General features: G+C 74.2%; 25 protein-coding genes. 15 read left to right on the top strand and 10 right to left on the bottom strand.

Annotated features, from left to right (window positions below):
• Positions 1-107 precede the first annotated feature (107 nt).
• Positions 108-800, top strand: coding sequence for a GntR family transcriptional regulator (locus ACFYUV_RS17305; protein ID WP_352351279.1), 693 nt, complete (start codon positions 108-110; stop codon positions 798-800).
• A gap of 63 nt (positions 801-863) precedes the next feature.
• Here ACFYUV_RS17305 and ACFYUV_RS17300 read toward each other — a convergent pair whose 3' ends face one another.
• Positions 864-2,030: an acyl-CoA dehydrogenase family protein gene (locus ACFYUV_RS17300; RefSeq protein ID WP_387669544.1), complete on the bottom strand. Its 1,167-nt coding sequence runs from the start codon at positions 2,028-2,030 to the stop codon at positions 864-866.
• 153 nt (positions 2,031-2,183) lie between these two features.
• Between ACFYUV_RS17300 and argG the strand changes: the two genes are divergently transcribed.
• Together argG and ACFYUV_RS17290 are read left to right on the top strand one after the other, a co-directional pair.
• The gene (gene argG, locus ACFYUV_RS17295) at positions 2,184-3,632 is read left to right on the top strand and encodes an argininosuccinate synthase (protein ID WP_352351275.1); all 1,449 of its coding nucleotides are present in this window, start codon (positions 2,184-2,186) and stop codon (positions 3,630-3,632) included.
• 96 nt (positions 3,633-3,728) lie between these two features.
• Complete coding sequence (locus ACFYUV_RS17290; protein ID WP_387669542.1) at positions 3,729-4,877, top strand: cupin domain-containing protein; 1,149 nt, start codon at positions 3,729-3,731, stop codon at positions 4,875-4,877.
• Here the strand turns inward: ACFYUV_RS17290 and ACFYUV_RS17285 are convergent.
• From ACFYUV_RS17285 to ACFYUV_RS17270, 4 genes are all read right to left on the bottom strand, one after another.
• A complete protein-coding gene (locus ACFYUV_RS17285; protein WP_387669540.1) occupies positions 4,851-5,450 on the bottom strand; it encodes a class I SAM-dependent methyltransferase in 600 nt (199 codons plus the stop codon). The two genes, ACFYUV_RS17290 and ACFYUV_RS17285, sit on opposite strands and share 27 nt — an antisense overlap.
• Positions 5,451-5,457: 7 nt before the next feature.
• The gene (locus ACFYUV_RS17280) at positions 5,458-6,120 is read right to left on the bottom strand and encodes a glycine-rich domain-containing protein (protein ID WP_387669539.1); all 663 of its coding nucleotides are present in this window, start codon (positions 6,118-6,120) and stop codon (positions 5,458-5,460) included.
• A 10-nt stretch (positions 6,121-6,130) separates the two neighbouring features.
• Positions 6,131-6,586: a hypothetical protein gene (locus ACFYUV_RS17275; protein ID WP_387669537.1), complete on the bottom strand. Its 456-nt coding sequence runs from the start codon at positions 6,584-6,586 to the stop codon at positions 6,131-6,133.
• A gap of 101 nt (positions 6,587-6,687) precedes the next feature.
• Entirely contained in the window at positions 6,688-6,864 is a 177-nt protein-coding gene (locus tag ACFYUV_RS17270) for a hypothetical protein (RefSeq protein WP_358286146.1), read from the bottom strand.
• Positions 6,865-7,038: 174 nt separating this feature from the next.
• On the opposite strand from ACFYUV_RS17270, the gene ACFYUV_RS17265 reads away from it, so the two are divergent.
• From ACFYUV_RS17265 to ACFYUV_RS17250, 4 genes are read left to right on the top strand one after another with little or no spacing between them, the layout of a single operon-like run.
• Complete coding sequence (locus tag ACFYUV_RS17265) at positions 7,039-7,965, top strand: ABC transporter ATP-binding protein (RefSeq protein WP_387669535.1); 927 nt, start codon at positions 7,039-7,041, stop codon at positions 7,963-7,965.
• Positions 7,962-8,756 carry an ABC transporter permease gene (locus tag ACFYUV_RS17260; RefSeq protein WP_387669534.1) on the top strand — a complete coding sequence of 265 codons (795 nt, stop codon included), beginning with the start codon at positions 7,962-7,964 and terminating at the stop codon, positions 8,754-8,756. Before ACFYUV_RS17265 ends, ACFYUV_RS17260 begins: the two co-directional genes overlap by 4 nt.
• Before the next feature lie 11 nt (positions 8,757-8,767).
• Positions 8,768-9,991: a sensor histidine kinase gene (locus ACFYUV_RS17255; protein ID WP_387669532.1), complete on the top strand. Its 1,224-nt coding sequence runs from the start codon at positions 8,768-8,770 to the stop codon at positions 9,989-9,991.
• Complete coding sequence (locus tag ACFYUV_RS17250) at positions 9,982-10,626, top strand: response regulator transcription factor (RefSeq protein ID WP_358286154.1); 645 nt, start codon at positions 9,982-9,984, stop codon at positions 10,624-10,626. The genes ACFYUV_RS17255 and ACFYUV_RS17250 overlap by 10 nt, the downstream gene beginning before the upstream one ends.
• A gap of 13 nt (positions 10,627-10,639) precedes the next feature.
• Here the strand turns inward: ACFYUV_RS17250 and ACFYUV_RS17245 are convergent, their stop codons facing one another.
• On the bottom strand, positions 10,640-11,467 hold the full coding sequence (locus ACFYUV_RS17245) for a metallophosphoesterase family protein (RefSeq protein WP_387670367.1): 828 nt from the start codon (positions 11,465-11,467) through the stop codon (positions 10,640-10,642).
• A 115-nt stretch (positions 11,468-11,582) separates the two neighbouring features.
• Here ACFYUV_RS17245 and ACFYUV_RS17240 point away from each other — a divergent pair, with 115 nt between their 5' ends.
• Positions 11,583-12,419, top strand: coding sequence for an aldo/keto reductase (locus tag ACFYUV_RS17240; protein ID WP_387669530.1), 837 nt, complete (start codon positions 11,583-11,585; stop codon positions 12,417-12,419).
• Between the two features lie 19 nt (positions 12,420-12,438).
• On the opposite strand, the gene ACFYUV_RS17235 is transcribed toward ACFYUV_RS17240, so the two are convergent.
• The gene (locus ACFYUV_RS17235) at positions 12,439-13,788 is read right to left on the bottom strand and encodes an amidohydrolase family protein (RefSeq protein WP_358286158.1); all 1,350 of its coding nucleotides are present in this window, start codon (positions 13,786-13,788) and stop codon (positions 12,439-12,441) included.
• Between the two features lie 182 nt (positions 13,789-13,970).
• Between ACFYUV_RS17235 and ACFYUV_RS17230 the strand changes: the two genes are divergently transcribed.
• Genes ACFYUV_RS17230 through ACFYUV_RS17210 form a run of 5 tightly spaced genes read left to right on the top strand, consistent with a single transcriptional unit; the run spans position 13,971 to position 19,414 of the window.
• Positions 13,971-14,720 carry an ABC transporter ATP-binding protein gene (locus ACFYUV_RS17230; protein WP_387669528.1) on the top strand — a complete coding sequence of 250 codons (750 nt, stop codon included), beginning with the start codon at positions 13,971-13,973 and terminating at the stop codon, positions 14,718-14,720.
• Positions 14,720-16,438, top strand: a complete 1,719-nt coding sequence (locus ACFYUV_RS17225; protein ID WP_387669527.1) for an ATP-binding cassette domain-containing protein — start codon at positions 14,720-14,722, stop codon at positions 16,436-16,438. The genes ACFYUV_RS17230 and ACFYUV_RS17225 overlap by 1 nt, the downstream gene beginning before the upstream one ends.
• Entirely contained in the window at positions 16,435-17,586 is a 1,152-nt protein-coding gene (locus ACFYUV_RS17220; RefSeq protein WP_357976886.1) for an ABC transporter substrate-binding protein, read from the top strand. The genes ACFYUV_RS17225 and ACFYUV_RS17220 overlap by 4 nt, the downstream gene beginning before the upstream one ends.
• Positions 17,586-18,458, top strand: coding sequence for a branched-chain amino acid ABC transporter permease (locus tag ACFYUV_RS17215; protein WP_387669526.1), 873 nt, complete (start codon positions 17,586-17,588; stop codon positions 18,456-18,458). The genes ACFYUV_RS17220 and ACFYUV_RS17215 overlap by 1 nt, the downstream gene beginning before the upstream one ends.
• On the top strand, positions 18,455-19,414 hold the full coding sequence (locus tag ACFYUV_RS17210) for an aldo/keto reductase (protein WP_387669525.1): 960 nt from the start codon (positions 18,455-18,457) through the stop codon (positions 19,412-19,414). Before ACFYUV_RS17215 ends, ACFYUV_RS17210 begins: the two co-directional genes overlap by 4 nt.
• Before the next feature lie 34 nt (positions 19,415-19,448).
• Here the strand turns inward: ACFYUV_RS17210 and ACFYUV_RS17205 are convergent, their stop codons facing one another.
• Both ACFYUV_RS17205 and ACFYUV_RS17200 read right to left on the bottom strand, forming a co-directional pair.
• A complete protein-coding gene (locus tag ACFYUV_RS17205; protein WP_387669524.1) occupies positions 19,449-20,642 on the bottom strand; it encodes a S8 family serine peptidase in 1,194 nt (397 codons plus the stop codon).
• Positions 20,643-20,679: 37 nt separating this feature from the next.
• Complete coding sequence (locus ACFYUV_RS17200; protein ID WP_387669522.1) at positions 20,680-21,876, bottom strand: MFS transporter; 1,197 nt, start codon at positions 21,874-21,876, stop codon at positions 20,680-20,682.
• Between the two features lie 64 nt (positions 21,877-21,940).
• On the opposite strand from ACFYUV_RS17200, the gene ACFYUV_RS17195 reads away from it, so the two are divergent.
• Positions 21,941-22,900, top strand: a complete 960-nt coding sequence (locus ACFYUV_RS17195; protein WP_387669521.1) for a LysR substrate-binding domain-containing protein — start codon at positions 21,941-21,943, stop codon at positions 22,898-22,900.
• Between the two features lie 66 nt (positions 22,901-22,966).
• A complete protein-coding gene (locus tag ACFYUV_RS17190; RefSeq protein WP_387669519.1) occupies positions 22,967-24,580 on the top strand; it encodes a benzoate-CoA ligase family protein in 1,614 nt (537 codons plus the stop codon).
• Between the two features lie 13 nt (positions 24,581-24,593).
• Here ACFYUV_RS17190 and ACFYUV_RS17185 read toward each other — a convergent pair whose 3' ends face one another.
• Entirely contained in the window at positions 24,594-26,105 is a 1,512-nt protein-coding gene (locus ACFYUV_RS17185) for an acyl-CoA synthetase (protein ID WP_387669517.1), read from the bottom strand.
• Positions 26,106-26,136 lie beyond the last annotated feature (31 nt).

Below are 26,136 nucleotides of genomic sequence, written 5' to 3'. Positions count from 1 at the left end.
GTCGAGGTGACTCCGGGGGCGGAGCCGGTGAGGGCTCCGGGCGGTCGCGTCGAAGCGCCGGCGGGCGCGGGCTTCCGCGACGCCATCATGAAGGTCCTGCAGAGGTGATGGTGAGCAGCACGAGAAAACCGGCCCAGGCCAAGCGGCCCAAGGGCTCCAAGGCCGAGATCAGCTACGACCTGCTGCGGGCCCGCATCCTCGACGGCACGTACGGCCCCGGCTACCGGCTGGTCATGGACCAGCTCGCCCGGGAGACCGGCGTCAGCACGATCCCGCTGCGCGAGGCCGTGCGCAGGCTGCAGTCCGACGGGCTGGTCGAGGTCGTCCGCAACATCGGCGCCCGGGTCGCCGTCTTCGACTCGGTGCAGGTCGAGCACACCCTCAACGTGCTGGCCCGGCTGGAGGGCTACGCCACGGCCATCTGCGCGCCGCACATGGACGCGGCCAAGATCCAGGAGTCGCGGGAGATCAACGAGCGGATGAAGGAGGCGCTGGAGGAGTTCGACCCCACCTCCTTCACCGCGCTCAACCGCGAGTTCCACTTCTCGCTCTACCGCCACTGCCCCGACGAGCACCTCAACGCCCTGCTGGAGTCGGAGTGGGCGCGGCTCGACCACATGCGCCGCTCCAGCTTCACGTACGTGCCGGGGCGGGCGCGCAGGTCGGTGGAGGAGCATGACCACCTGCTGAGCCTGATCGAGGGCGCCGCCGAGGCCGAGGTGATCGAGCAGGCGGCCCGCAACCACAAGATCGCCACCGCCGACGCCCTGCACACCGCCCAGGTCTCCCGGCAACACTGACCTCCCGGCAGCGCTGACCTCCGTCCGGGCTGCAGAGCGGGTCGGGGGTTCAGGGGGTTCGGGTCAGGGTTGCAGGGTGAAGAGCGTCCATTCCTCGCCCTGGGCCAGCCCCGCCAGCTCGCGGCCGCACTCCCGCAGCGCCTGCGGGCCGGAGGTGATGTGCTGGGCCCCGGCGTGCGCGTCCCGGAACAGGCGCTGGAGCAGGCCGTCGCGCAGCGCCGTCGTGCCGCCCGAGGCGTAGGCGAACCCGGCCGCCTCGGTGAGCGTCGAGGTGGCGTGGTTGAGCGCGAGCCGCACCATCGTCTCCTGGCGGGTGGACAGCGCGCCGCCCGCGTCCAGGGTGCGTTCGGCGTCCTCCCACGTGTCGCGGACCAGGGTGCGCGCCGCCCGCAGGGACGCCTCGGCGCGGGCGAAGCCGGTGTGGAAGGCGTCGCTGACGGCGAGCTGACCCGGACGTCCGGCGCGGGCCGCGACGTGCCGGCCCAGCTCGTCCAGCAGGCGGCGGCCCAGGCCGAGCGCCCAGCCGGAGTGGGCGATCAGCGCCTGGTCCAGCAGGCCCAGCCGGTAGATCGCGCCGCCGCGCAGCGGCTCCCGCTGGGCGAACAGGTGCGTGCGCGACTCCGGCACGAAGCCGCCGTCGATGGCGTAGTCGAGGCTGCCGGTGGCGCGCAGGCCCAGGACGTCCCAGTTGCCGAGCAGTTCGGCGTCCTCGACCGGGGTGATGAAGATGCGCTCCTCGCCGGTGCCCTCGACGACGCCGAGGCTGTGCACGTACCGGGCGTGCGGCATGGCCGAGGCGAAGCTCCAGCGGCCGGTCAGCCGGAAGCCGCCGTCCTCGCGCACGGCGGTGCCCGGCCGGGTGCCCTGGCCGGCGAACAGCGGCGTGCGGGGGCCGCCGAAGATGTGCTCGACGGCGTCGTCGCCCAGGTAGGCGCCCGCCGTGCCGTTCTCCAGGGTGGTGGCCATGACCACCCAGCCGGTCGAGGCGTCGGCGTAGGTCAGCTCCTCGAAGAGGGCGAGCAGCTCCGACGGTGACAACTCCGAGCCGCCCAGCGGGGCGGGCAGCCAGATACCGAACAGCCCGGCCTCGTGCAGGGCGGCCACGACGGGCTCGGTCAGCCTGCCCAGCGCCTCGGCCTCGGCCGCCTCGCTCTCGATCAGCGGGCGCAGGTCGCGGGCGCGCTCCAGGTGGGTGGGGCCGGCTGAGTGCAGGCGCGGCGTGTCGCTCATGTCCCGGTGCTCCTGTTCGTGATCGTCGGCGGTCCTTCCTCCGTCAGATCACGTCCCCGCCCGGTTGTCCACCCTCCGCCGGAGATCCCGGCCCGCACCCGGAAAAGACGCTGGCTTTGCATGAACATGCGTTGCAATGCATAATCTTCTTCTATGTCCAAGGTTCTCACCTCCCTGCCCACCGGCGAGCGGGTCGGCATCGCCTTCTCCGGCGGTCTCGACACCTCGGTGGCCGTCGCGTGGATGCGCGACAAGGGCGCCGTCCCGTGCACCTACACCGCCGACATCGGCCAGTACGACGAGCCCGACATCGCCTCGGTGCCCAGCCGCGCGCTGGCCTACGGGGCCGAGCTCGCGCGCCTGGTCGACTGCCGCGCCGCGCTGGTCGAGGAGGGCCTGGCCGCGCTCACCTGCGGCGCGTTCCACATCCGCTCGGGCGGCCGGGCCTACTTCAACACCACGCCGCTCGGCCGCGCCGTCACCGGGACCCTGCTGGTGCGGGCCATGCTTGAGGACGAGGTGCAGATCTGGGGCGACGGCTCCACGTTCAAGGGCAACGACATCGAGCGGTTCTACCGCTATGGCCTGCTGGCCAACCCCCACCTGCGCATCTACAAGCCCTGGCTCGACGCGGACTTCGTCTCCGAGCTCGGCGGGCGCAAGGAGATGTCGGAGTGGCTGCTCGCCCACGGGCTGCCCTACCGCGACAGCACCGAGAAGGCGTACTCGACCGACGCCAACATCTGGGGCGCCACCCACGAGGCCAAGACCCTCGAACACCTTGACACCGGCATCGAGACCGTCGAGCCGATCATGGGCGTGCGCTTCTGGGACCCCGAGGTCGAGGTCCTCCCCGAGGACGTCACCATCGGCTTCGACCAGGGCCGCCCGGTCACGATCAACGGCAAGGAGTTCGGCTCCCCGGTCGACCTGGTCATGGAGGCCAACGCGATCGGCGGCCGGCACGGCCTGGGCATGTCCGACCAGATCGAGAACCGCATCATCGAGGCCAAGAGCCGCGGCATCTACGAGGCCCCCGGCATGGCGCTGCTGCACGCCGCCTACGAGCGCCTGGTCAACGCCATCCACAACGAGGACACCCTGGCCACGTACCACAACGAGGGCCGGCGGCTCGGCCGGCTCATGTACGAGGGCCGCTGGCTCGACCCGCAGGCGCTCATGCTGCGCGAGTCGCTGCAGCGCTGGGTCGGCACGGCGGTCACCGGCGAGGTCACCCTGAGGCTGCGCCGCGGCGAGGACTACTCGATCCTCGACACCACCGGCCCGGCCTTCAGCTACCACCCCGACAAGCTGTCGATGGAGCGCACCGAGGACTCCGCGTTCGGCCCGGTCGACCGCATCGGCCAGCTCACCATGCGCAACCTGGACATCGCCGACTCGCGCGCCAAGCTGGAGCAGTACGCCACGCTCGGCATGGTCGGCACCACCCACCCGGCGCTCATCGGCGCCGCCCAGGCGGCCTCGACCGGCCTCATCGGCGCGATGCCGCAGGGCGGCGCGGAGGCCATCGCCTCCCGGGGCGAGGTCTCCGAGGACGACGAGCTGCTCGACCGCGCCGCGATGGAGCTCGGCACCGACTGACCGGGCCTCCTGGGCCTCCCGGGCCTCCTAAGCCTCCCGGGCCGCCGCCGCGCGGCCCGGGGCGTGGCGCGCGGACGCCACGGGTACGGACCGGAGATGATGATCGACGAGCGGGACGGCGCGGACGTCACGCCCGCCACCGACTGGCTGCTCGGCCCGGTGTCCCGCGAGGAGTTCCTGCGGGACCACCAGGGGCGGCGGCATCTCCTGCTGCGCAGGCGGTCGCCCGGCCACTACCGCGAGCTGTTCTCGCTGGCCCGCCTCGACGAGCTGCTGTCCGGCTCCGGCCTGCACTCCGGGGCCGTGCGCGTGGTCCGCGACGGCCACGCCGACGGCGGCGCGGCCGGGCTGGAGGACCTCTACGCCCGCTACCGCGACGGCTCGACCCTGATCATGCCTTCGGTGCACGAACGGTGGCCGCCGCTGCGGGAGCTGTGCCGGCGGCTGGCGGGCGAGTTCAGCGCGGAGTGCCGGGTCAACGCCTACCTCACCCCGCCGCGGGCGCGCGGCTTCGGCGTCCACCACGACTCCCACGACGTGTTCGTGCTGCAGGTGGCCGGGACCAAACGCTGGCGGATCCACGAGGACGCCCGCCGCGAGGACGCCCGCCGCGAGTTCGACCTGTGCGAAGGGGACCTGCTCTACCTGCCGCGCGGCCTGCCGCACGAGGCCGCCTCGGCGCAGGGCGCTTCCCTGCACCTGAGCGTCGGCGTCCATCCCCTGACCTGGGCCGACGTGCTGCTGGCCGGGTGCGAGGCGGCCGTCTCCGCCGACCCCGGCTGCCAGGAGCCGCTGCCCTTCGGCTTCGCCCGTACGAGCGGCGGCCGGGCCGCCACCCGGGAGCGCATCCGCGAGCTGACCGCCCGCCTGATGACCGTCCTCACCCCCGAGAGGCTGGCCGACGACGCGGTGGACATGGCGTTGCTCGCCGAGGGCGACCGGCTGGGCGGCCATCTGCTCGACCTCACGGGCCTGGCCGGCCTCGACGCCGGCACCGCCGTCCGGCTCCGCCCCGGCCTGCGCTGGGAGAGCAGACGGGACGCCGGCACGCTGGTCCTCGCCTTCCACGGCAAACGGCTCAGCCTCCCGGCCCGGCACGAGGCGGCCTTCCTGCGCATGGCGGACGGCGAGCCCTTCACCGCGGCCGGCCTGCCGGGGGAGGACGGCCTCGCCCTGGTACGCCGCCTGGTCGAGGAGGGCTTCCTGACCCTCGCGACGTCAGGCCGACCCGGCGGCGCCATCTGAGCTTGAGGCGGCGGGCCTGCGGAAGACGCAGCGCACCACGTGCCAGCGTTTGGGCTCGTCCCTGGCGTCGACGCCGTCGTAGCGGTCCTCGCGCAGGACGACCGGCTCCAGCCGGGGGAACAGCGCGCCGGCCTCGGGGGCGCGCAGGAACGTGCGCCCCGGCCGCCCCGCCCAGGCGTCCTCCGGACCGAAGAACGTGCAGCACAGCACGCCGCCCGCGGCCAGGCCACCGGCCATCGCGGCCGCCACCCGGCGGACGTCGGCCGCGGGCAGGAAGGGCAGGACGTGGATCGCGACCATGAACGAATAGGCCCCCGCCGGGACCGGCACGTCCCGGACGTCGGCGTGCACGACCCGCAGCCGCGGGTGCCGCCAGGCCGCCGCCAGCGCGAGGGTGCAGGGGTCGGTGTCCACGGCCTCGACCGAGAAGCCCAGCTCCAGCAGGAAGCGGGTGTCGTTGAGCGGGCCCGCGCCGAGGTCCAGCGCCCGCCCGCGGACGCCGCCGAGCACGCCCAGCGCCTCGACGACCAGCGCGTTGGGCCCCCGCCCCGCCCGCAGGGAGGCGTAGGTCACGCCGCCGCTAGCCGCTCACCTTGAGGATCCGCTGCTCGACCAGCACCTCGGCCAGGGCGACCCGCTCCCGCCCGGTCAGGCCGCCGGGCAGCTCCCGCACGTAGAAGGCGCCGGTGCGGGCCACGAACTCCAGCGCGGGCGAGGCGATCATGTTGGCGGCCACCAGCGGTTCGCCCGACGGGGAGAGCAGCTCGACCTGGTTCCCGTCGCGGCGGGTGGTGAGCAGCCCGGCGCGCTCGTTCACCACGCGGCGGGTCAGCGTGACGGTGCGATGGTCGTACCAGACGTCGGGGAGCGGGCAGCCGAAGAGCTCCTCGTAGCGGTCGCGGAACTCGGCGAACGTGCCCGCCGGGGTCTGCTCGGCGGGCTCGTCCGGCGTGCCGGGGTCGTTGCTCGGGCTGTGGTGGACGTACCGGCCGAAGTAGGTGCGGCAGAACTCGGTGTACAGGCCGGTGAAGAGGATGAAGTGATGCCAGGCGTCGTCGACGCGCGTCGAGTGCATCGTCCAGATCCGCGACCGGTCGACCTGCGTGAGCACCAGGTACTTCTTCGCCTCGGCGAACAGCTCCCCGGCCTCCTCCTCCGTCGCGGCGACGCGCTCCTTGACGAGCCGTTCGAGCAGGTAGGGCGCCTGGTGGTCGAGCGCGGCGAGCGGGGTGTCGGTGATCATGGCGGTTCCCCTACTCCGGCGACGACTTCCTGCGGCAGGACGAGATGCACACGCTGCTGCAGTCGCGGCAGGTCATGCAGGGGCTGTGGCAGTCGGCGCGCTCGGTCTTGACCCGCAGGTGCAGCCGGCCCGTCCGGATCTCCCCGGCGTCCTCGGCGGCCTCCGAGGTCAGCGACGCCTCGGCCGTGCCGGCCTGCCGGCGGACGACCTTGGCGTCCCGGCGTACCCACAACACCTTCGCGCCGAAGAGCAGGATGTCCTCGGGCACGTCCTGGATGTGCAGGACGTCGCTCAGCGGGATGTCGAGGGCCGAGTTCAGATCCTCCAGGCTGGGATACAGCGTGACGCATCCGTCCTGGTACGGCGGGCCCACGTAGCCCCAGAACGTCATGGTGTCCGGAAAACCCTCCTGGAGCAGCTTGACCAGGAGAGGATGCGGCTCGGGCCCTTGCACGGCTTTGCTCATGGCGGCACTCCTCGTTCCCGGCGAGCGTGACATCCAGGACCCGGGAGCGGCGGCGCGCCGCGCCGCCGCTTTGCCGAACCCGGGGGCCGCGCCGGGCGGGCTCAGCCGAGGTCGCCCTGTGCCGCGCCCGGCGCGTTCGCCTCGGCGAAGACGCCCACCTGCTCGGACGCCGGTGACGGCGGCTGCTCCATGAGCGCCTGGATCGCGGACCTGCGCTTCTCCAGGCCCACTTCGTCGATGCTGATCCGCCGCCGGTTCCGGCTCTTGTCTTCGGTCATGCTCGGCAACCGTAGTGAGCCGCACGTCAACGCGGGGCAACGGCACCGTCTTGTTTGGGCGCGCTCGCCCCGGCCGGACGGCGCCGCGACCTGGTCTGTTCCGGTTTTCCGCCATCGAGGTCGGCGGCCGGACCCCATGGTGGCCCGTCCGTCGGCTGCCTAGCGTGGACCCTCGTGATCAGTCTGAAGGGTTTGACCAAGCGGTACGGCGACCGGACGGCGGTGGACGACCTGTCGCTGGAGCTCAGACCCGGCGCGGTGACCGGGTTCCTCGGTCCCAACGGCGCGGGGAAGTCCACCACGATGCGGCTCGTCCTCGGGCTCGACCGGCCCTCGGCGGGCACGGCGCTGGTCGGCGGCGTGCCGTACCACCGGATCAGGAACCCGCTGCGGACGGTCGGCGCGCTGCTCGACGCGCGGGCGCTGCACCCCGGGCGCAGCGGCCGGGCGCACCTGACCGCGCTGGCCCGCAGCAACGGCATCCCCGTGCGGCGGGTGGCCGAGGTGCTGGAGAGCGTCGGCATGGCCGGCGCGGCGGACCGCCGGGCCGGCGCGCTCTCGCTCGGCATGAGCCAGCGGCTCGGCATCGCCGCCGCGCTGCTCGGCGACCCGGCGGTGCTGCTGTTCGACGAGCCCGTCAACGGGCTCGACCCCGACGGCGTGCGGTGGGTGCGCCGGCTCATGCGGTCGCTGGCCGCGGAGGGCCGCACGGTGTTCGTCTCCAGCCATCTGATGAGCGAGATGCAGCTCACGGCCGACCACCTGGTGGTGATCGGCAAGGGCCGGCTGATCGCCGACGCGCCCCTGGCCGAGGTCATCGGGCGCAGCTCGCTGACGGCCGTGCTGGCCCGCACCCCGCACGCCGGGGAGCTGGCCGGACGCCTGCGCGCCGCGGGGATCGCCGCCGAGCGCGTCGCCGAGAACGAGGTCGTCGCCACCGGCGCGCCCGTCGAGCGGGTGGGCGACCTGGCCTACGAGGCCGGGATCAGGCTGCACGGCCTGCGCACCCGGGAGGCGTCCCTGGAGCAGGCCTATCAGGAGCTGACGGAGAGCAGCGTGGAGTACGGGACGACGCACGGGACGATGGAGGCGGGCGCGTGACGGCGGCGTTGTGGCAGGCGGCACGGGCCGAGTGGGGCAAGTTGTGGTCGGTCCGGTCCACGTGGTGGTGCCTGGCCGGCGCGGCGGCGCTCATGGTGATGACCGCCGTGGCCCTGGCCGCCGCCGCGGCCACCGACGCGGTGCGCGAAGGCGTGCCCGGCGCGCGGGTGACGGCGAGCGAGCCCGTGGTGTCGGCCACGTCGTTCGTGCAGTTCGCGCTGGTCGCCCTGGCCATGCTGGCGATCACGTCGGAGTACTCCTCGGGCGGCATCAGGGTCACGCTGCAGGCCACGCCGGTGCGCGGGCTCGTGCTGGCCGCCAAGGCGCTGGTGGTGGCGCCGGTGATGTTCGCCGCCGGGGTGCTGTCGGGGGCGGTGGCCACGGCGGCGGTCTACGTGGTGCTGCAGGCCGACGTGTTCGGCGGGCTGGTCGCGCTGCCGTTCGGGGAGGCCGTGCGGGACGTGGCGGGCGCGGGCGTGTTCTTCGCCCTGGTGGCGGTGACGACGCTGGGCGCCGGGGCCGCGATGCGCAGCGCGGCGGGCACGCTGACCGTGGTGTTCATGCTGCTCCTGGGCCTGCCGCTGGTGCTGCTGATGACCGGGAGCCAGGCGGCGCTGGACGCCTCGCTGCGCATGCCGACCTTCGCCGGGCTGGCGTTCATGGGCAGCGTGGACAACCTGACCGGCGGGCCCATCCCGTACTCGGCGGGGGAGGGCCTGGCCTGGCTGCTGGCCTGGGCGGCGGCGGCGCTGGCGGCGGGCTACGCCGTGCTGCGCCGCCGCGACGCCTAGACTTCGGGCCCGTGTCGGACAACTTCGGCCCCATGCCGGACAATCGGGAGAACCCCGGCTCCGGGCTCATGCCGGACAACCGGGAGAACACCGGTAGCCGGGCGGTCAAGGCGCTGGTGGGGGTGCTGGCCGGCATGGCGCTCGGCGCGGTCGAGCTGGCCTTCCTCTGCGCGGCCTGGCCCGCCTGGCTGGTCCCGGCCGCGCGCCCCCTGGCCCGGCGCGGCGCGGCGCGGCTCATGGCGCTCGAACGCGCCCGGCTGACCCGGTGGTTCGGCCACCCCGCCCCCACCCGCGACGGCGGCTACGCCTACCTCGCCGCCCGCGCCGCCCTGGGCGTGCTCGGCGGGTACGGCTGCGCCGTCGCCCTGTTCGTCGGCGGCCTGCTGCTGGGCGGCGGGGCGTGGGACCTGATCACCGGCGGCTCGGACCCCGTGCCCGTCGAGCTGCCGGGCGTGCGGCTCGTCACCACCGGCGGCATGCTCGGCCTGACCGGCGGCGTGGCCCTGCTGACGGTGACCGCGCTGCTCGCCCTGGCCGCCGGCGTGCTCGAACGCCGCCTGGCCGCCCACTTCCTCGGCCCCGGCGGCCGGGAGCTCATGCGCCGCCGCATCGCCGAGCTGACCGCGACCCGCTCGGGCATCGTCCGGGCCGTGGACGACGAGCGCCGCCGGATCGAACGCGACCTGCACGACGGCGTCCAGCAGCGCGGCGTGGCCCTGGCCATGCTGCTCGGCCGGGCCCGGCACGGCCGCGACCACGACCGGACCGCCGAGCTGGTCGACCAGGCCTACGCAGAGTCCCGCCGCCTCCTGGACGAGCTGCGCAGCGTCGCCTGGCGCATCTATCCCACCGCCCTGGACGAGCTGGGGATCGAGGCCGCGCTGGCCGGCGTCGCCGAACGCTCCGTCGTGCCGGTCACCGTCCACTACGGGCTGTCGGCCCAGCCCGCCACGGAGATCGAGACCGCCCTGTACTTCGTGACCAGGGAGGCGATCACCAACGCGGTCAAGCACGCCCGCGCCCATGACATCCTGGTCGTGGTGGCCGAGGACGAACGGACGGTGAGCGTGGCGATCTCCGACGACGGCGGAGGCGGCGCCGACCCTGCGGGCGGCGGCCTGTCCGGGCTGGCCCGCCGGGTCCTGGCGCTCGACGGCGCGTTCACCGTGGACAGCCCGCCCGGCGGGCCCACGAAGATCGTCGCCACGCTGCCCAAGGAGCCGCCGTGCGGCTGATCCTGGCCGACGACTCCGTGCTGCTGCGCGAGGGCCTGACCCGGCTGCTCGCCGAGGCCGGGCACGAGGTCGTCGCGGCCGTGGGCGACGCGCCCGCGCTGCTGGCCGCCGTCGCCGACGACCGGCCCGACGTGGCGGTGATCGACGTGCGCATGCCGCCCGGCCACAAGGACGAGGGGCTGCGGGCGGCCCTGGAGATCCGCGCGCGGTGGCCCGAGGTGGGCGTGCTCGTCCTGTCCCAGTACGTCGAGCCCCACTACGCCGCCACCCTGCTGGCCGGGCCCGCCGAGGGGCTCGGCTACCTGCTGAAGGACCGGGTCTCGGAGGTGGCCGACTTCCTCGACTCCCTCGACCGCGTACGCGCCGGCGGCACGGCCTTCGACCCCGAGGTGGTGCGGCGGCTGCTGGCCCGCACCAGCCACGCCGACCCGCTGAGCCGGCTCAGCCCGCGCGAGTCCGAGGTGCTGGCGCACCTGGCCCAGGGGCTGGTCAACGCGGCCATCGCCGAGCGCCTGCACGTCTCGGCGTCCACCGTGGAGAAGCACGTCAACGCCATCATGGAGAAGCTCGACCTGCCGCGCGACACCGGCTACAGCAGGCGGGTGCTGGCGATCCTGCGCTACCTGGAGGGCTGACCCGGGCCGGCGTTCACACGTCGATCACGCGGGGCAGCGCCGGCGGGTTCGGCCGCGGCCGCCACTCGCGCGGATAGCCGAGCGAGACCTCCACGAACGGCACGCCGTCGTGGTGGGTCAGGCGCGGGATGTGCAGGTGGCCGTACACGACGGCGGCGGCGTCATAGGCGAGGTGCCAGCGGGCGGTGCGCTCGGTGCCGCACCACTGCGCGAACTCCGGATGGGTGAGCACCCGCGTCGGCTCGCGGACCAGCGGATAGTGGTTGACCAGCACGGTCGGCAGCCCCGGCGGCCGGGCGGCCAGCCGCGCCTCGGTGTACTCGACCCGGGCCGCGCACCAGGCGTCCCTGCCGGGGTGGGGGTCGGGGTGGAGCATGACCTCGTCGGTGCAGACGATCCCCGCGTCGTAGGCCGTGCGCAGGGCCTCCTCCTTGGTGGTCGCGCCCTCCGGACGCCAGGTGTAGTCGTACAGGACGAACAGCGGCGCCACGGTGACCGGGCCGCGCGCCCCCTCCCACACCGGGTACGGGTCCTCCGGCGTGAGCACGCCGAGATCGCGGCAGAGCTCCACCAGGTACCGGTAGCGCTCCTCGCCGCGCAGCCGCACCGGGTCGCGGGCCGGCGTCCACAGCTCGTGGTTGCCGGGCGCCCACACCACCCTCGCGAACCGGTCGGCCAGCAGCCGCAACGCCCAGGCGATGTCCGTCGTCAGCTCGCCGACGTCGCCCGCGACGAGCAGCCAGTCGCCGTCCGACCCGGGGCGCAGCTCCTCGACGAACGCGCGGTTGTCGGGATGGTGCACGTGCAGGTCGCTGACGGCGAGCAGGCGGGGAGCGGTGATCACGTCTCGGATCGTACGCCGCCCGCGCCGCGACGTGGCGCGGGGTCCACCGCCAGGTTGATCATCCCGGCGGCGGGTAGGTACGTCACCTGCCCGCACCCGGAAGAGGACCGCCATGACGACCGCGCCGACCCTCGTGCTCTCCGACGGCCGCGCCATGCCGCGCCTGGGCCTCGGCACCTGGCCGATGGACGACCGCCAGGCCCGCCAGGCCGTCGGCCACGCGCTCACGCTCGGCTACCGGCTGATCGACACCGCCGCCAGCTACGGCAACGAGCGCGGCGTGGGCGCGGCGGTCGCCGAGTCGGGCGTGCCGCGCGAGGAGCTGTTCGTCACCACGAAGCTGCGCGGCGCCCAGCACGGCTACGACCTGGCGCTGCGCGGGTTCGAGGAGAGCCGGTCCCGACTCGGCCTCGACCACGTCGACCTCTACCTCATCCACTGGCCGCTGCCCGGCCACGGCCTGTTCGTCGACACCTGGAAGGCGTTCGTCCGGCTGCGCGAGGAGGGGCTGGCCCGCTCGATCGGCGTCTCCAACTTCACCCCGGAGCAGATCGAGCGGGTGGTCGACGCCACCGGCGTGTGGCCCGCGGTCAACCAGGTCGAGCTGCACCCCGGCTTCCCGCAGCCCGGCCTGCTCGCCTGGCTCACCGGGCACGGCGTGGCGACCGAGTCGTGGAGCCCGCTCGGCGCCGGCGGCAAGCTGCTCCACGACCCGGCCGTCACCGAGGTCGCCGCCGCGCACGACCGCACCCCCGCGCAGGTCGTGCTCCGCTGGCACGTGCAGCTCGGCGCCGTGCCGATCCCCAAGTCGGCCGACCCCGGGCGGATGCGCCACAACCTGGAGGTCTTCGACTTCGAGCTGTCGGCCGAGGAGATGGCGCGCATCTCGGCCCTGGGCGGCGGCGGCAGCCGCCTCGGCGGCGACCCCGACCACCACGTGGAGCTGTGACTCCAGGAGCGGCCCCCGGTCAGCGTTCGTAGACGATCCTGCCGTCCACCATCGTCATCGCGACCGGCACCTCGGGCAGGTCGGCCGGGTGCGCGTCCAGCAGGCTGTCGTCGAGCACGCACAGGTCGGCGACCTTGCCCGGCTCCAGCGAGCCCTTCCACGACTCCGCGCCCTCCTGCCAGGCCGGGGTGCTCGTGTAGGCGCGCAGCGCCTGGTCCAGGGCGAGCCGCTGGTCGCGCGCGCCCTCGACGGCCCACCGGGTGGCGGCCGCGGCCACGCCGTGCCGCCAGTCGGGGGTGAGCATGGGGGCGTCGGAGCTGAGGCTGAGCCGTACGCCGGCGGCCAGCGCGTCCCGCACCGGCCAGGCGTGCCCGAGCGCGGCCTGGCCCAGGGCGTCGCGCAGCATGGGGGAGGCGGCGGCGGCGATGCCCGGCTGGGTGGTCAGGCCGATGCCGGCCGCGGCCATCGTCTTGAGGGTGTCCGGATGCAGGACGTCGCCGTGGACGAGGTAGTGGCGCCGCCCGGGCGCTCCGGCCAGGGCGCGGGTGACCGTGCGGGTCGCGCGGCTGCCGGTGGCGTGCACCGCGACCTGGTGCCCGGCCGCGGCGGCGGTCTTGATCATGGTCGTCAGGGCGGTCTCGCGCTCGTCCTCCGAGCCGCCCTCGACCAGCGGGGCGCCGTGCGTGCCGTCCTCGTACGGCTCGTCGCTCCAGGCCGTGCGCATCGGCGGGATGCCGTCGGCGAAGATCTTCACCCCGGCCACCTTGAACCAGCCCGGCACCTCGGCGGGCGGCGTCAGGTCGCGCAGCCCGGCGACCAGGTCGGGCAGTGAGCTGCGCCCGTCCACCTCGGCGAACAGCAGCAACGCGCTCACCCGCGCCTTGAGCTCGCCCCGCGCGGCCATCCCGGCGTACTCGCGCAGGACCTCGACGCCGAAGCGCCCGCCGCCGTCGTGCTCGCAGGGGCCGAGGCCGGGCTCGGTGTAGCTGGTGATGCCCAGGGAGGCCAGCAGGTCGCCGGCGCGCAGGATCGCCGCCCGCCGCTCCTCCTGCTTGCCCAGCCGGGAGTCGGGGACGAGGTCGGCGGCGCCGGTCAGGCGGTCCAGCAGGAGGTCGGGCCAGCGCAGGCCGAGCCACGCGCCGTGCAGGTGGCTGTCGTTGATGCCGGGCAGCACCGATCTGCCGCGCAGGCGCACGACCCGCGTCCCCGGGCCCACCATGGCCTGGACCTGCAGTGGAGTGCCGACCCTGACGATGCGTCCGTCCTTGATCGCGATGCCGGACGCGAGATGGCCGGCCGCGTTCATCGTGTGGACGACGCCGCCGGTCATGACCAGATCCGCCGACCTGTTGTCAGCCGCAGATTTCATATCCGCTCCGCTCTGGACACTCTCATTTCCATCCGCATAACGTACATGGAATCAGATACGATTTCGTGCCGGGAGGTGACGATGCCTCTACCTTTCGAGGCACGGCGCATCATCGATCGGGCCCCTCGCGGACCGGCGCACGCGCCGGCCGCCGCGGCCGACGACCGCCGCCGGAGCCGCTGATGGGCGCTCCCGCGGACGACGTCCTCGACGTACGGGGCCTCAGCGTCTCCAGGGGAGAGGTGCCCATCGTCCATGAGGTCAGCCTCGGCGTCGCGCCCGGCACGGTCACCGTGCTGCTCGGCGCGAACGGCGCGGGCAAGACCACCCTGCTCGACGGCATCGCGGGCCTGGCCCCCGCCGCCGCCGGCACGGTCACCCTCGCCGGCACGCCGCTGACCGGCCTGCCCACCTATCGCCGCGCCCAGGCCGGACTCGGGTACGCCGAGCAGGCCCGCACCGTGTTCCGCACCCTCACGCTGGAGCAGAACCTGCTGGTCTCCGGCGACGGCGACCCGGCCATGGTCTACGACATCTTCCCCGAGCTGGACCGCAGGCGCTCCCTGCCGGCCGCCAACCTGTCCGGCGGTGAGCAGCAGATGCTCGTCATCGGCCGGGCGCTGATCGCCGGGCCCAAGGTCGTCCTCATCGACGAGATGTCGCTCGGGCTCGCGCCGGTCGTGGTCCGCCGCCTGATGGGCTCGGTGCGGGAGCTGGCCGAGCGGGGCATCGGGGTGCTGCTCGTCGAGCAGTTCGCCAACCTGGCCCTGGAGATCGGCGCCCGCGCGTACGTGCTGCGCAAGGGCCGGGTGGTCTTCGAGGGGCCGTGCGAGGAGCTGCGCGGGGCGCAGGACCGGCTGCACGAGTTCTACTTCGGCGCGGTCACCGACGACGGCCTCGCCCGGGCGGCCGGCACGGAAGGCGGGAGCTGATGAACGCGCTGCTGAGAACCTGGGGTCCCGGCCTGGGGCTGGCCGTCGCGGCGTGCGCGGTGCTGCCCTGGGCGCTGCCGCCGTACTGGATCTACCTGGCGATCGCGGCCGTGGTCAGCGGCGTGCTCATGCAGAGCTACGGCGTGATCGTCGGGCGGGCCGGGGTCATGTCGCTGTGCCAGATGTCGTTCGCGGCGATCGGGGCCTGGGTGGTGCTGCGGCTGAACCTGGCCGACGCGCCCGGCGGCTTCCTGCTGTGGCTGGTGCTCGGCGGCCTGGCGGCCGTGCCGGTGGGCGTCGCGATCGGGCTGCCCGCGCTGCGCATCCGGGGCGTCAACCTCGCCGTCGTCACGCTCGGCTTCGCCGTCTCCACCGACATCGTGCTGAACGCCAACCAGTTCCCCGGCACGACCGAGCTGAAGACGCTCGTCCGGCCGGAGCCGTTCTCCTCCGACGCGGCGTACTTCGTGCTGGCCATGGCCGTGTTCGTGCTGATCGCGATCGGGCTGGCGCTGGTCAACCGGACCAGGATCGGGCGGTCGTGGCTGGAGCTGCGGCACTCCGAGCGGGCGGCGGCGGCGCACGGCATCTCCGTGGCCCGCAGCAAGCTCACGGCCTTCGCCATCAGCGCGTTCATCGCCGGCATCGGGGGCGGGCTGATGGCGGGGCAGCTCGGCCTCGTCGTATCCGGAAATTTCGCGATGATGCAGTCGCTGGCGCTGTTCGCGGTCGCCGTGCTCATCGGGCCGCACAACACCGAGGGCGCCGTCCTGGGCGGCATCTTCGGCGCGGTCATGGCCACCGTCCTGGAGAAGCTGCGCCTGCCGCAGGACCTCGGCGGCATCCTGTTCGGCGTCATGGCGATCTTCGCCCTGCGCAGCGGGGTCAGCCAGACCGACTTCACCCGCGCCCGCAGGCGCGAACGGGCCGCCCGCCCGCTGCTGGAGGCCGCGGCCGGCGCGCCCGCCGAGGAGCCCGCCCCGGTCCCTCCGGCGGCGGGCGAGGGGAACGTGCTGGAGATCCGCGGGCTGAGCGTGCGGTTCGGCCAGGTCGTCGCCCTGGACGGCGTGGACCTGACCGTGCCCGCCCTCGGCGTCTCCGGCCTGATCGGCCCGAACGGCGCCGGCAAGTCCACGCTGATCTCCGCGGTCACCGGCTTCGCCGCCCGCTACGAGGGCTCGGTCGTGCTCGCCGGGCAGCCACTCGACCGGCTCAGCCCGAGCGTCAGGGCCCGGCGCGGGCTGCGCCGCACGTTCCAGACCACCGCCATCGCTCCGGAGCTGACGCAGGAGGAGTACCTGGCGATCGTCGCCGGGCGGCGCCTGCCCAGGCAGGAGGCGGCGGAGGTGCTGCGCTTCTTCGGCTGCCCGCCCGGCGAGGTGCCGGTCTCGATCCTCGACGCGGGCACCAGAAGGCTGCTCGACGTCGCCGCCGCGATCGCCGCCAGGCCGAAGGTCGCGCTGCTCGACGAGCCGGCCGCCGGCCAGTCCGCCGCCGAGTCGCTGCGGCTCGGCCACCGCCTGGCCCAGGTCCCGGCCCGCTTCGGCGTGTCGATCCTGCTGGTGGAGCACGACATGGATCTCGTACGAGCCGCCTGCGGCCAGGTCACGGTGCTGGACTTCGGGCACGTGATCGCCTCGGGGCCGACGCTCGACGTCTTGGACGCACCGGCCGTCAGGGCCGCCTACCTCGGCACCGTCTTGGAGGAGACATCGTGAAACGCGTACTCATGGCCCTGCCCGTCCTCGGCCTGCTGACCGCTCTGACGGCCTGCTCCGGCGGCTCGGGCACCGACGGGCCCATCAAGGTCGGCGCCGTCAACGGCGTCACCGGCCTGTTCCAGACCCCCGAGGTGCCGCAGGCGGTCAAGGCCGTCTTCGAGGAGGTCAACAAGGCCGGCGGGATCAACGGCCGCAAGATCGAGCTGATCAGCAAGGACGACGCGATGAACCCGCAGCGCTCCACGGAGGCGGCGCGCGAGCTGATCGACTCCGAGGAGGTCGTCGCGTTCGTCGGCTCCTCCAGCGCCGTGGACTGCGGGCTCAACCGGGCCACCTACAGCAAGGCGCAGATCGTCTCGATCCCGGCGGTGGGCGTGGACCCGGCCTGCTTCACCAGCCCGAACATCGCCCCGGTCAACCCCGGCCCGTTCAAGCTGCTGACCGCGATGCTCTACTACGCCTCCGAGACGCTCAAGCACGACAAGGTGTGCCTGGCCTTCACCGTGCTGCCGGGCAGCGGCGGCGGCATCGACGCGGCCATCAAGGAGTGGAGCGACATCACCGGCAAGACGCTGGCCGTCAAGGACACCTCGGTCGGGCAGGGCGACCCGACGCCGTACCTGGTCAAGCTCAAGAGCGGCGGCTGCCAGGCGGTCGTCTACAACGCCCAGGTCGGGCCCTGGTTCGCCCAGGCCAAGACCCAGGGCATGCAGGACGTCGACTTCATCCTCATGGCCAACGCCTACACCGACGCCAACGCCGCCCTCATCCCGGCCGGGATGAAGGCCCAGGCGGGCACCGAGTGGCAGCCGTACACCGACGAGACGCTGCCGGGCAACGAACGGTGGGCGAAGATCGTCAACGACAACAAGATCCAGAAGACCGCATTCAGCCAGGGCGGGGTGATGGCGGCCGACGTGTTCGTCCAGGTCCTCAAGACGATCAAGGGGGACATCACCCGGGAGTCGGTGACCAAGGCGTTCAAGTCGATGCAGCCCATCACCTACCCCATGGTCGGCACGCCCTGGGTGTTCGGCCCCGGCCAGACGCACAACCCCATCGAGGGCAGCCGCTTCGTCAAGGCCGAGAACGGCAAGTGGACGGTGCTGCCCGAGGGCTTCATCGTCCCGAAGCGGAACGGCTGATGCTCGACTCCGTGGTCGCGGGCCTGACCAGCGGCGGCGTGTACGCGCTGCTCGGGCTCTGCGTGGTCCTGACCTACCGGCTCGTCGCGGTGGTGAACTTCGCGATGGCGGCCGTGGGCGCCATGGGCGCCTTCGTCATGGTCACCCTCACCGACGCCGGCCTGAACGTCTGGCTCGCGCTCCCGCTCGGGGCGCTGGCCGGCGGGCTGGTCTCGGCGCTGCTCGGCCTCGGCCTGGTGCGCTGGTTCGGCGAGCACGACCTGCGCACCAAGGCGGCCGTCACCGTGGCGGTGTTCGTCGCGCTGATGTCGGTCGGGCTGCGGCTGTTCGGCAACAACACCAGCGGCGCGCGGCGCTTCCCGCAGCCGTTCGACGCGCCCGCCTTCACCGTGGGCGAGGTGGTCGTGCCGCAGGCGGTGCTGGTGTCGCTGTCGTTCGCGGTGCTCATCACGGTCGGCGTGGGGCTGCTGCTCGGGCGCACCCGGGCGGGGCTGCGGCTCCAGGCGCTGTCGGAGCGACCGGCCACCGCGCAGGTCGTCGGCATCCCCGCGCCCCGGCTCGCGCTGGCCGTCTGGGTGGCGATCGGCGCGGTCAGCACGCTCGTGATCGTCCTGGTCGCGCCGCGGCTCGGCGGCGACTTCTCCACGCTGGGCAACCTGGTCACGACCGCGCTGGCGGTGGCCATGGTGGGGGCGTTCAGCAGCCTGTGGCTGACGCTGGCCGGCGGGCTGCTGCTGGGCTGCCTGGAAGGGGTGACGGCGTCGCTGGAGGCGGTCCAGCAGTACCGCGGGGTGCTGCCGTTCCTGGTGATGGTGGCGTTGTTGTGGTGGCGCAGCCGCCACCAGGTCTGGGACTCGGAGGCGAACGTATGACGGTCAAGGTCCCCCAGCGCCAGATCGGCGCGCACGGCCCCGAGGCGTCGGTGCTGTCGCTGGGGTCCTGGCACACCTACGACCGGATGGACTTCGGCGCGGCCGTCGAGCTGCTGCGGCACGCCGTGGAGATCGGCGTCAACCTGTTCGACGTGGGCGTCTACGGCCTGCCCGGGCAGCGGCCGGTCTTCACCGACGTGCTCTTCTCGGCCATGGTCAGGGCCGCCGGCCTGGCCCGCGAGGACTACCTGCTCTCGGTCAAGCTCTGGCTCGACGACCACCCCGGGCGTCCGCTGCGCGACCAGCTCGAACGCGCGCTGCTGCGGGCCGGCACCGACCACGCCGACCTGGCCGTGGTCGGCGACGTCCACCGGGACGACCTCGACCTGCGCCGCCTGGCCCGCGAGCTGGCCGCGCTGGAGGCCGAGGGGCTGCTCGGCTGCTGGGGCGTCAACAACTGGTCGGCCACCTCGATCCTGACCATCCGCAACCACGCCCGCGACCTCGGCTCGCCGGGGCCGCAACTGGCCCAGCTCAAGTACAACCCGTGCCGCCGCTCGATCCCGGAAGGGGTGCCGTTCTCCGAGGTGTTCGACGCCGGCGTCTCGCTCCAGGCCAGCGACGTGCTCGAAGGCGGGCTGCTGGCCGGCAAGGACAGGCCCGCCCGGCCGGTCTTCCCCGACCCCGGCGGCGTGCGCGCGCGGGCCGCGACGGCCGCCGCCGGGCTGGCCGAGGTGGCGGCCGCGCTGGAGGCGACGCCCGCGCAGGTGTGCGTGGCGTTCTGCCTCACCCATCCGGCGGTGGCCAGCGTGCTGTTCGGCGTCACGAGCACGGCCCAGCTCGCCGACAACGCGGGCGCGCTCGCCCTGCTCGACCGGGTCGGCGCGGCGCGGCTGCGCGAGCTGGCCGCGCCGTTCTGGGCCGACGCCGACACGGTGGACCCCGAAGGCCCCTGACGGCCTCCCGGCCACCCCCGGAGACCGTCCGGGCTCAGCGGGGCGCCTGGACCAGCCCCGCGCCCAGGTCCGCGGCGTCGGCGTCCGGGACGAACACGTCCGTCGCGGCGGTCAGCAGCAACCGGCCGGTGACCGCCGCGGCCCGCGCGCCGTCGCTGCCCGCCCGCAGCTCCTGCCACCACAGCGCCGCCGCCCCGGCCACGTGCGGCGCGGCCATGCTGGTGCCGCTCTTGCTGGTCAGCCCGCCTCCGGTACGGGCCGAGACCACGTCCACGCCCGGCGCGCACACCTGCGGGAAGGTGTTGGAGAACCGCGCGACCGCCAGCCGCCCGGACGGCAGCCGCTGCACCGCGCCCACGGCCATCATGCCCTCGGCGGCCGACGGCAGCTCCGGCCCGACCTCGAAGTCCGGCCGCAGCTCCCGGTGGCTGGCGTTGCCCGTGGCCGCGACGACGATCGTGCCGGCGCCGAACGCCGCCCTGGCCGCGATCATCCGCATCAGCGAGTCGTAGAGCCGCAACGTGGCCCGGTACGACTCCAGCGCGATCGACGTGGCCAGGAACTGCGGCAGCCCGCGCTCCTCCAGCTGCCGCATGGCGGCCGGGAAGTCGATGCCGAGCGACATGGTGATGACGTCGGCGTCGTTCCCGAGCGCCCAGAGCAGGCCCTTGACCGTCGCGGCGGTCGAGCCCTTGCCGTCGTCGCCGAGCACCTTGCCGATCAGCGCCCGTTCGACGCCGGGCGCGACGCCGATGCGCATGCCGTCGACCGGGCGGCCGAAGACGGTGCCGGCGCAGTGGGTGCCGTGGCCGACCTTGTCGCCGCGGCCCGACCCGGTGAAGTCCTCCTCCACCAGCGTCATCCCGGTGAAGGCCGGATGGGTGGCGTCGATGCCGGTGTCGAGGACGGCGACCACCGTCCCCGCCCCCGTACGGGTGGAGGCGTCGGCGCCCACCGCCCGCACCCCCCACGTGACCTGCGCGCCCGCCTCCGCCTCCGGCGGCGGCGCCTCGGCGTCCTCGGGCGCGCCCGGGACGGTGGTCGGCATCGGCCGGGCGACCGCGGCCACCGACGGGTCCCGCGCGAGGTCGGCCACCTCCCGCTTGCCGAGCCCGGTGACCTCGACGTGCGGCTCGCTCGGCGTCTCGGCCACGGCGGCGGCCCGCTCGAACGGCGCGGCCATGCGGGTCCTGCTCAGATCGCGCAACACGATGAACTGGTCGGCCATCGTCTTCCCCTCCTGGAAGTAGCCCACCCCTGTGATGTCAGGCGTACTCCTGCCGGGGTCGCCTGGCAACAGCCCGCGGCCGCCGGCCCGCGACGAGCACCGCCACGATCGCCAGCAGCAGCCAGGCCGAGGTCAGGACGATCAGCCAGGTCCATCCGGCGTGGCCGTAGACGGCGCTGCCCGCGGTGCCGCCGGCGCCGCTGCCCAGGTAGTAGCACAGGGTGTAGATCCCGGCGGCGCGCCCGCGGGCGGCCGGCGGGGCCTGCGCGGCGACCCACGCGTTGGCCACGGCGTGCGCGGCGAAGAACCCGCCGGTCAGCACGGCGAACCCGGTCACGACCGCGGCCAGGGGGCCGAGCGCGGTCAGCGCCGAGCCGGCGGCCGTCACGGCCAGGGCCGCGACCAGGGCCGCCCGGCGTCCCAGGCGGTCCGCCAGCCGGCCGGCGGCGGCCGAGGAGGCGGTCCCGAGGGCGTAGGAGAGGAACACCAGGGAGGCCACGGCGGGGGAGAGCGACAGCGGCGGCGCGGACAGGCGGAAGGAGGCGGCGTTGTAGAGGGCGACGAACGCGCCGACGCCCAGCGCCCCCACCGTGTACGGCGCCAGCAGCGCCGTCCCGATCCGGCCGCCGCCCCCGGCGCGCGGGGCACGGACGACCGGCGGCGGGGCGGGCAGCGTGCGGGCCGCGTACGCCGAGCAGAGCAGCGACCCGCCGGCCACCACCAGCAGCGCGCCCCGCCACCCCCACGGCCCGGCGGCGAACCCGGCGCCCAGCCGGCCCAGCATCCCGCCCACCGAGTTCCCGGCGATCATCACGCCCACCGCCCCGGCCAGCCTCGTCGCCCCCACCAGATCGGCCAGGTACGCCGCCCCGACCCCGGCGAACCCGGCGACCGCCACCCCCTGCGCCGCCCGCATCGCCACCAGCACGGGGAACGTCGGCGCCAGCGGCAGCGCCAGCCCGATCAGCGCCGAGGCCAGCACGGACCACACGATCATCCGCCGCCGCCCGACGACCTCCGCCAGCGCGGCCAGCGGCAGCACCGCCACCGCCAGCGCCGCCGTGGCCACGCCGACGGCCAGCGACGCGCCGCCGGGGTCGAGCCGGAAGTCGGCGGCCAGCTGCGGCAGGACGGGCTGCGGCGCGTACAGCAGGGCGAAGGAGGAGACGCCGGCCGCCGCCACGGCCGGACCGGCCCGCCGGGTGCCGACTCGTTGAGCTTCGATGACCGCCACGCCTGGAAACGCTAAGCAAGGCTAATAAATACGTCCAATACGGAAATAGGCGATAATTCATGCTGTGGTGGATGAATACGAGCTCGTGGACGAGCGGCTGGCCGCCGGGCTGGCTCCCACGCTCGCCCTGCTGGCCGCCGTGGGGGAGACCGGGCACGTCACACGGGCGGCCGAGCTGCTCGGCATGCCGCAGCCCACCGCCAGCCGCCGCCTGGCCGCGCTGGCCGATCTGGTCGGCGCGCCCCTCGTCGTCCCCTACGGGCGGGGCATCCGCCTGACCAGGGCCGGGCGCGTCCTGGCCGCCGCCTCCGGCAAGGCGCTGGCCACCATGGAGTCGGCCGCCCGCGAGGTGCGCGAGGAGATCGACCCGGGCAGCGGCCGGATCGTGCTCGGGTTCCTGCACCTGCTGGGCCGCACGCTCGTCCCCTCGCTGATCCGGGGCTTCCGCGAGCGCCACCCGGGCGTGCGGTTCAGCCTGGCGCAGGGCTCGCGCCAGGACATGCTGCGCGCGCTGGCCGAGGGCGAGATCGACCTGGTGTTCGTCGCGCCCCTGCCCGACGGCGACCCGGGCCTGTCCGGGCACCCGCTCGCCGACCAGGAGCTGGTGCTGTCCGTGCCGCCCGGCCACCGCTTCGCCGGACGCGCCCGGGTGCGGCCCGCCGAGCTGGCCGGGGAGGAGCTGGTGACGCTCGAACACGGCTACGGCGTCCGCCAGATCACCGACGACCTGTGCGCGGCGGCCGGGTTCACGCCCAGGATCGCCTTCGAGGGGCAGGAGTCGGAGACCGTGCGCGGCCTGGTGGCGGCCGGGCTCGGCGTGGCCGTCCTGCCCCGTCTGACGCCCGCCGAGGGCGTCGTGCAGATCCCGCTGTCGCCCCCGGTGTTCCGGACGATCGGGGCGTGCTGGCCCGCCGGGGCCCGGCTCACGCCCGCCGTGCGCGCCTTCCTGGACCACGTGCGCTCCGGCGCCGCCGACGTCGGCCCGGGGTTGCGGCCCCGCCGACACCCGTCCTCGCAGAAGTAGTTGACGGCTCATCGATTCTGTATGGAGACTTCAGCTGCACACGCCCTTCTGCGGATGGGGACGACCATGCCTGCCGAGTCGTTCAACGCCGGCGTCCATCTCACCGACCGCCTGGTCGAGGCCGGGCACGGCGACCGCGTCGCCGTCGCCGGGCCGCTGGGCGCCATGACGTACGCCCAGCTCGCCACGCACGTCGCCGAGCTGGCCGGCGGGCTGCGGGTGATGGGCGTGCGGCCGGAGGAGCGCGTGCTGCTCGTCCTGCCCGACCGGCCCGAGACGCTGATCACGATCCTGGCCGTGCTGCGGATGGGCGCGGTCGCCGTCCCGGTGCCCGCCCTGTACGACGGGGCCGAGCTGGGCGCGCTGATCCGCGACTCCAGGGCGCGGGTGGTGGTCTCCGCGCCCGAGTTCGAGCCGGCCGTGCAGGAGGCGCTGCTGTCGGCGCCCGAGGTCGTGGCGCTCGTGCTCACCGACGCGGGCCAGGCCCCCGGCCACGTCGCGCGCATCGCCACCGCGACCGGAGCGGGCCCGTCGGCGGCGGTCGAGCCCGGCGTGCCGGTCTGCCTGTGGTCGGACGTGCTGGAGGCCGGCCGGGGCGCGACCGGCGCGTACGACACCTGGCCCGACTCGCCCGCGCTGTGGCTCTACACCGCCGGCACCACCGGCGCGCCCAAGGCGGCCATGCACCGCCACGGCGCGCTGCGCGACGTCCACGAGGCGTACGGGCGGCACGTGCTCGGCGTGCGCCTCGAGGACCGGTGCCTCTCGGCGGCCCGGCTGTTCTCCGCCTACGGGCTCGGCAACTCCCTGGTCCTCCCGCTCGCCGCGGGCGCGACCACGATCCTCGACCCCGCCGCGCCCACCCCGGGCGGCGTCGTCGAACGCCTGCTGGCCGAGCGCCCCACCCTGTTCTTCGCCGGCCCGTCGTTCTACGCCGCGCTGCTGGCCGCCGAGGCCCCCAAGGACGCCTTCGCCTCGGTCCGCCTGGCCGTCTCCGCGGGCGAGGCGCTGCCCGCCGAGCTCCACCGCCGCTTCACCGGCCGCTTCGGCGTGGACCTCATCGACGGCCTGTGCTCCGCCGAGTCGCTGCACGTCTTCCTCTCCGGCCGTCCGGGCCAGGCGCGCCCCGCCGCCTCGGGCGCCGTCGTTCCCGGCTACGAGGTGCGCCTCCTGGACGACTCCGGCGCGCCCGTCCCCGACGGCGAGCCCGGCCACCTGTACGTGCGCGGCGACTCGATCGCCACCGGCTACTGGTGCCGCACCGCCGCCACCCGCCAGGCGTTCCAGGGCGAGTGGCTGCGCACCGGCGACACCTGCGCCCGCGACGCCGACGGCTCCTACCGCTTCCTGGGCCGCTCCGGCGACCTGATCAGGACGGGCGGCGCCTGGACGTCACCCCTGGAGGCCGAGGCCCGGCTGCTGGAGCACCCCTCGGTCGCCGAGTGCGCGGTGGTCGCCCACGCCGGCGCCGACCGGCCGGACCGGCCGGTCGCCTGCGTGGTGCCCAGGCCGGGCCGCCCGATCGACGCGGGCGAGCTCATCGCGTTCTGCCGCGAGGGCCTGGCCGCCGACCGGCTCCCGCACGAGGTGCTGGTCCTGGACGAACTGCCCAGAACGGCGACGGGGACGGTCCAGCGCGCGGTGCTCCGGCAACTGGCCGCCGACCTGCTCGGCAAGTGACCGGCGCGGGGTCTCAGAAGGCGTCGCGCAGTTCGCGTTTGAGCACCTTGCCGGAGGCGTTCTTCGGCAGCGCGTCCACGAACACCACGTTCTTGGGCGTCTTGAAGGAGGCCAGCCGCTCGCGCAGGAACGCGTTCAGCTCGGCGGCGGTCAGCGCCGCGCCCTCGCGCAGCACCACGGCGGCCGTCACCGCCTCGATCCACCGCTCGTCCGGGACGCCGAACACGGCCGCCTCGGCGACCGCCGGATGCTGGTAGATGACCTCCTCCACCTCGCGGCTCGCCACGTTCTCGCCGCCGGACTTGATCATGTCCTTCTTCCGGTCGACCACCGACAGGTAGCCGTCGGCGTCCATGACGCCGAGGTCGCCGCTGTGGAACCAGCCGCCGCGGAACGCCTCGGCGGTCTTGTCGGGGTCGTTCCAGTAGCCGAGCATGGCGTGCGGGCTGCGGTGGACGATCTCGCCGACCACGCCCGGCGCCACCGGCCGGTCCTCGTCGTCGACGATCCTGGTCTCGACGTTGAGCGCGGGCCGCCCGGCCGAGCCCAGCCGGGTCAGCTGCTCCTCGGGCCGCAGGATGGTGGCCAGCGGCGCCATCTCGGTCTGGCCGTAGAAGTTGAACAGGCGCACGTCCGGCAGCCGGGCCGAGATCTCCTTCAGCACCTCGACCGGCATGATCGAGGCGCCGTAGTAGCCCTTGCGCAGCGAGGACAGGTCACGGCGGTCGAAGTCGGGGTGGCGCAGCAGGGCGATCCACACCGTGGGCGGGCAGAACAGCTTGGTCGCGCGCTCGCCCTCGATGGTGGCCAGGATCGAGGCCGGGTCGGCGCCCGGCAGGATGAGGTTGGTGGCGCCCAGGTAGATGCCGGGCGTCAGGAAGCAGTGGAGCTGGGCGCAGTGGTAGAGGGGCAGCGCGTGCACCTCGACGTCGTCGGAGCTCATCTCGCCGTCGACGACGCAGCTCACGTACTGGGCCAGCAGGCTCCCGCTGGACAGCGTGGCGCCCTTGGGCCGGGACTCGGTGCCGCTGGTGTACATGAGCTGGATCGGGTCGTCGGCGGCGATCTCCACCTGCGGCTCGGCGTCGTCGCCGCGCCAGGTGGAGAAGGACTCCCAGCCCTCGGCCGCGCCGATCACGCCGCGCACCCGCACGGCGGGCCCGGCCGCGGCCTCGGCCACCGGCAGCAGCGCCTCCTCCGCCAGCATCCCCGTCGCGCCGGAGTGCTCCAGGACGTAGGCCACCTCGCGCGGCCCGAGCATGAAGTTGATCGGCACGGAGATCGCGCCCAGCCGGGCCAGCGCGAAGTAGGCCACCACGAAGGCATGGTTGTTATGGCTGAACAGGGCGAACCGGTCGCCCTTGGCCACGCCGCGCGCCGCCAGCGCGTTGGCCGTGCGGTTGACCTCAAGGTCGAGATCGGCGTAGCTCTGGCGGACGTTGCCGTAGATCACGGCGGTCTTGGCGGGGAACCTGGCGGCCGAGCGCCGCAGGAGGTCGCCGATCGTGTGCTGGCGCGTGGTCATGCTGGGCACCCCCATGCCGAATGATGTTCGG

The sequence above is a fragment of the Nonomuraea sp. NPDC003560 genome, from assembly GCF_042878785.1.
Lineage (GTDB): Bacteria > Actinomycetota > Actinomycetes > Streptosporangiales > Streptosporangiaceae > Nonomuraea.
This window is presented reverse-complemented; position numbering and strand designations above follow the sequence as displayed.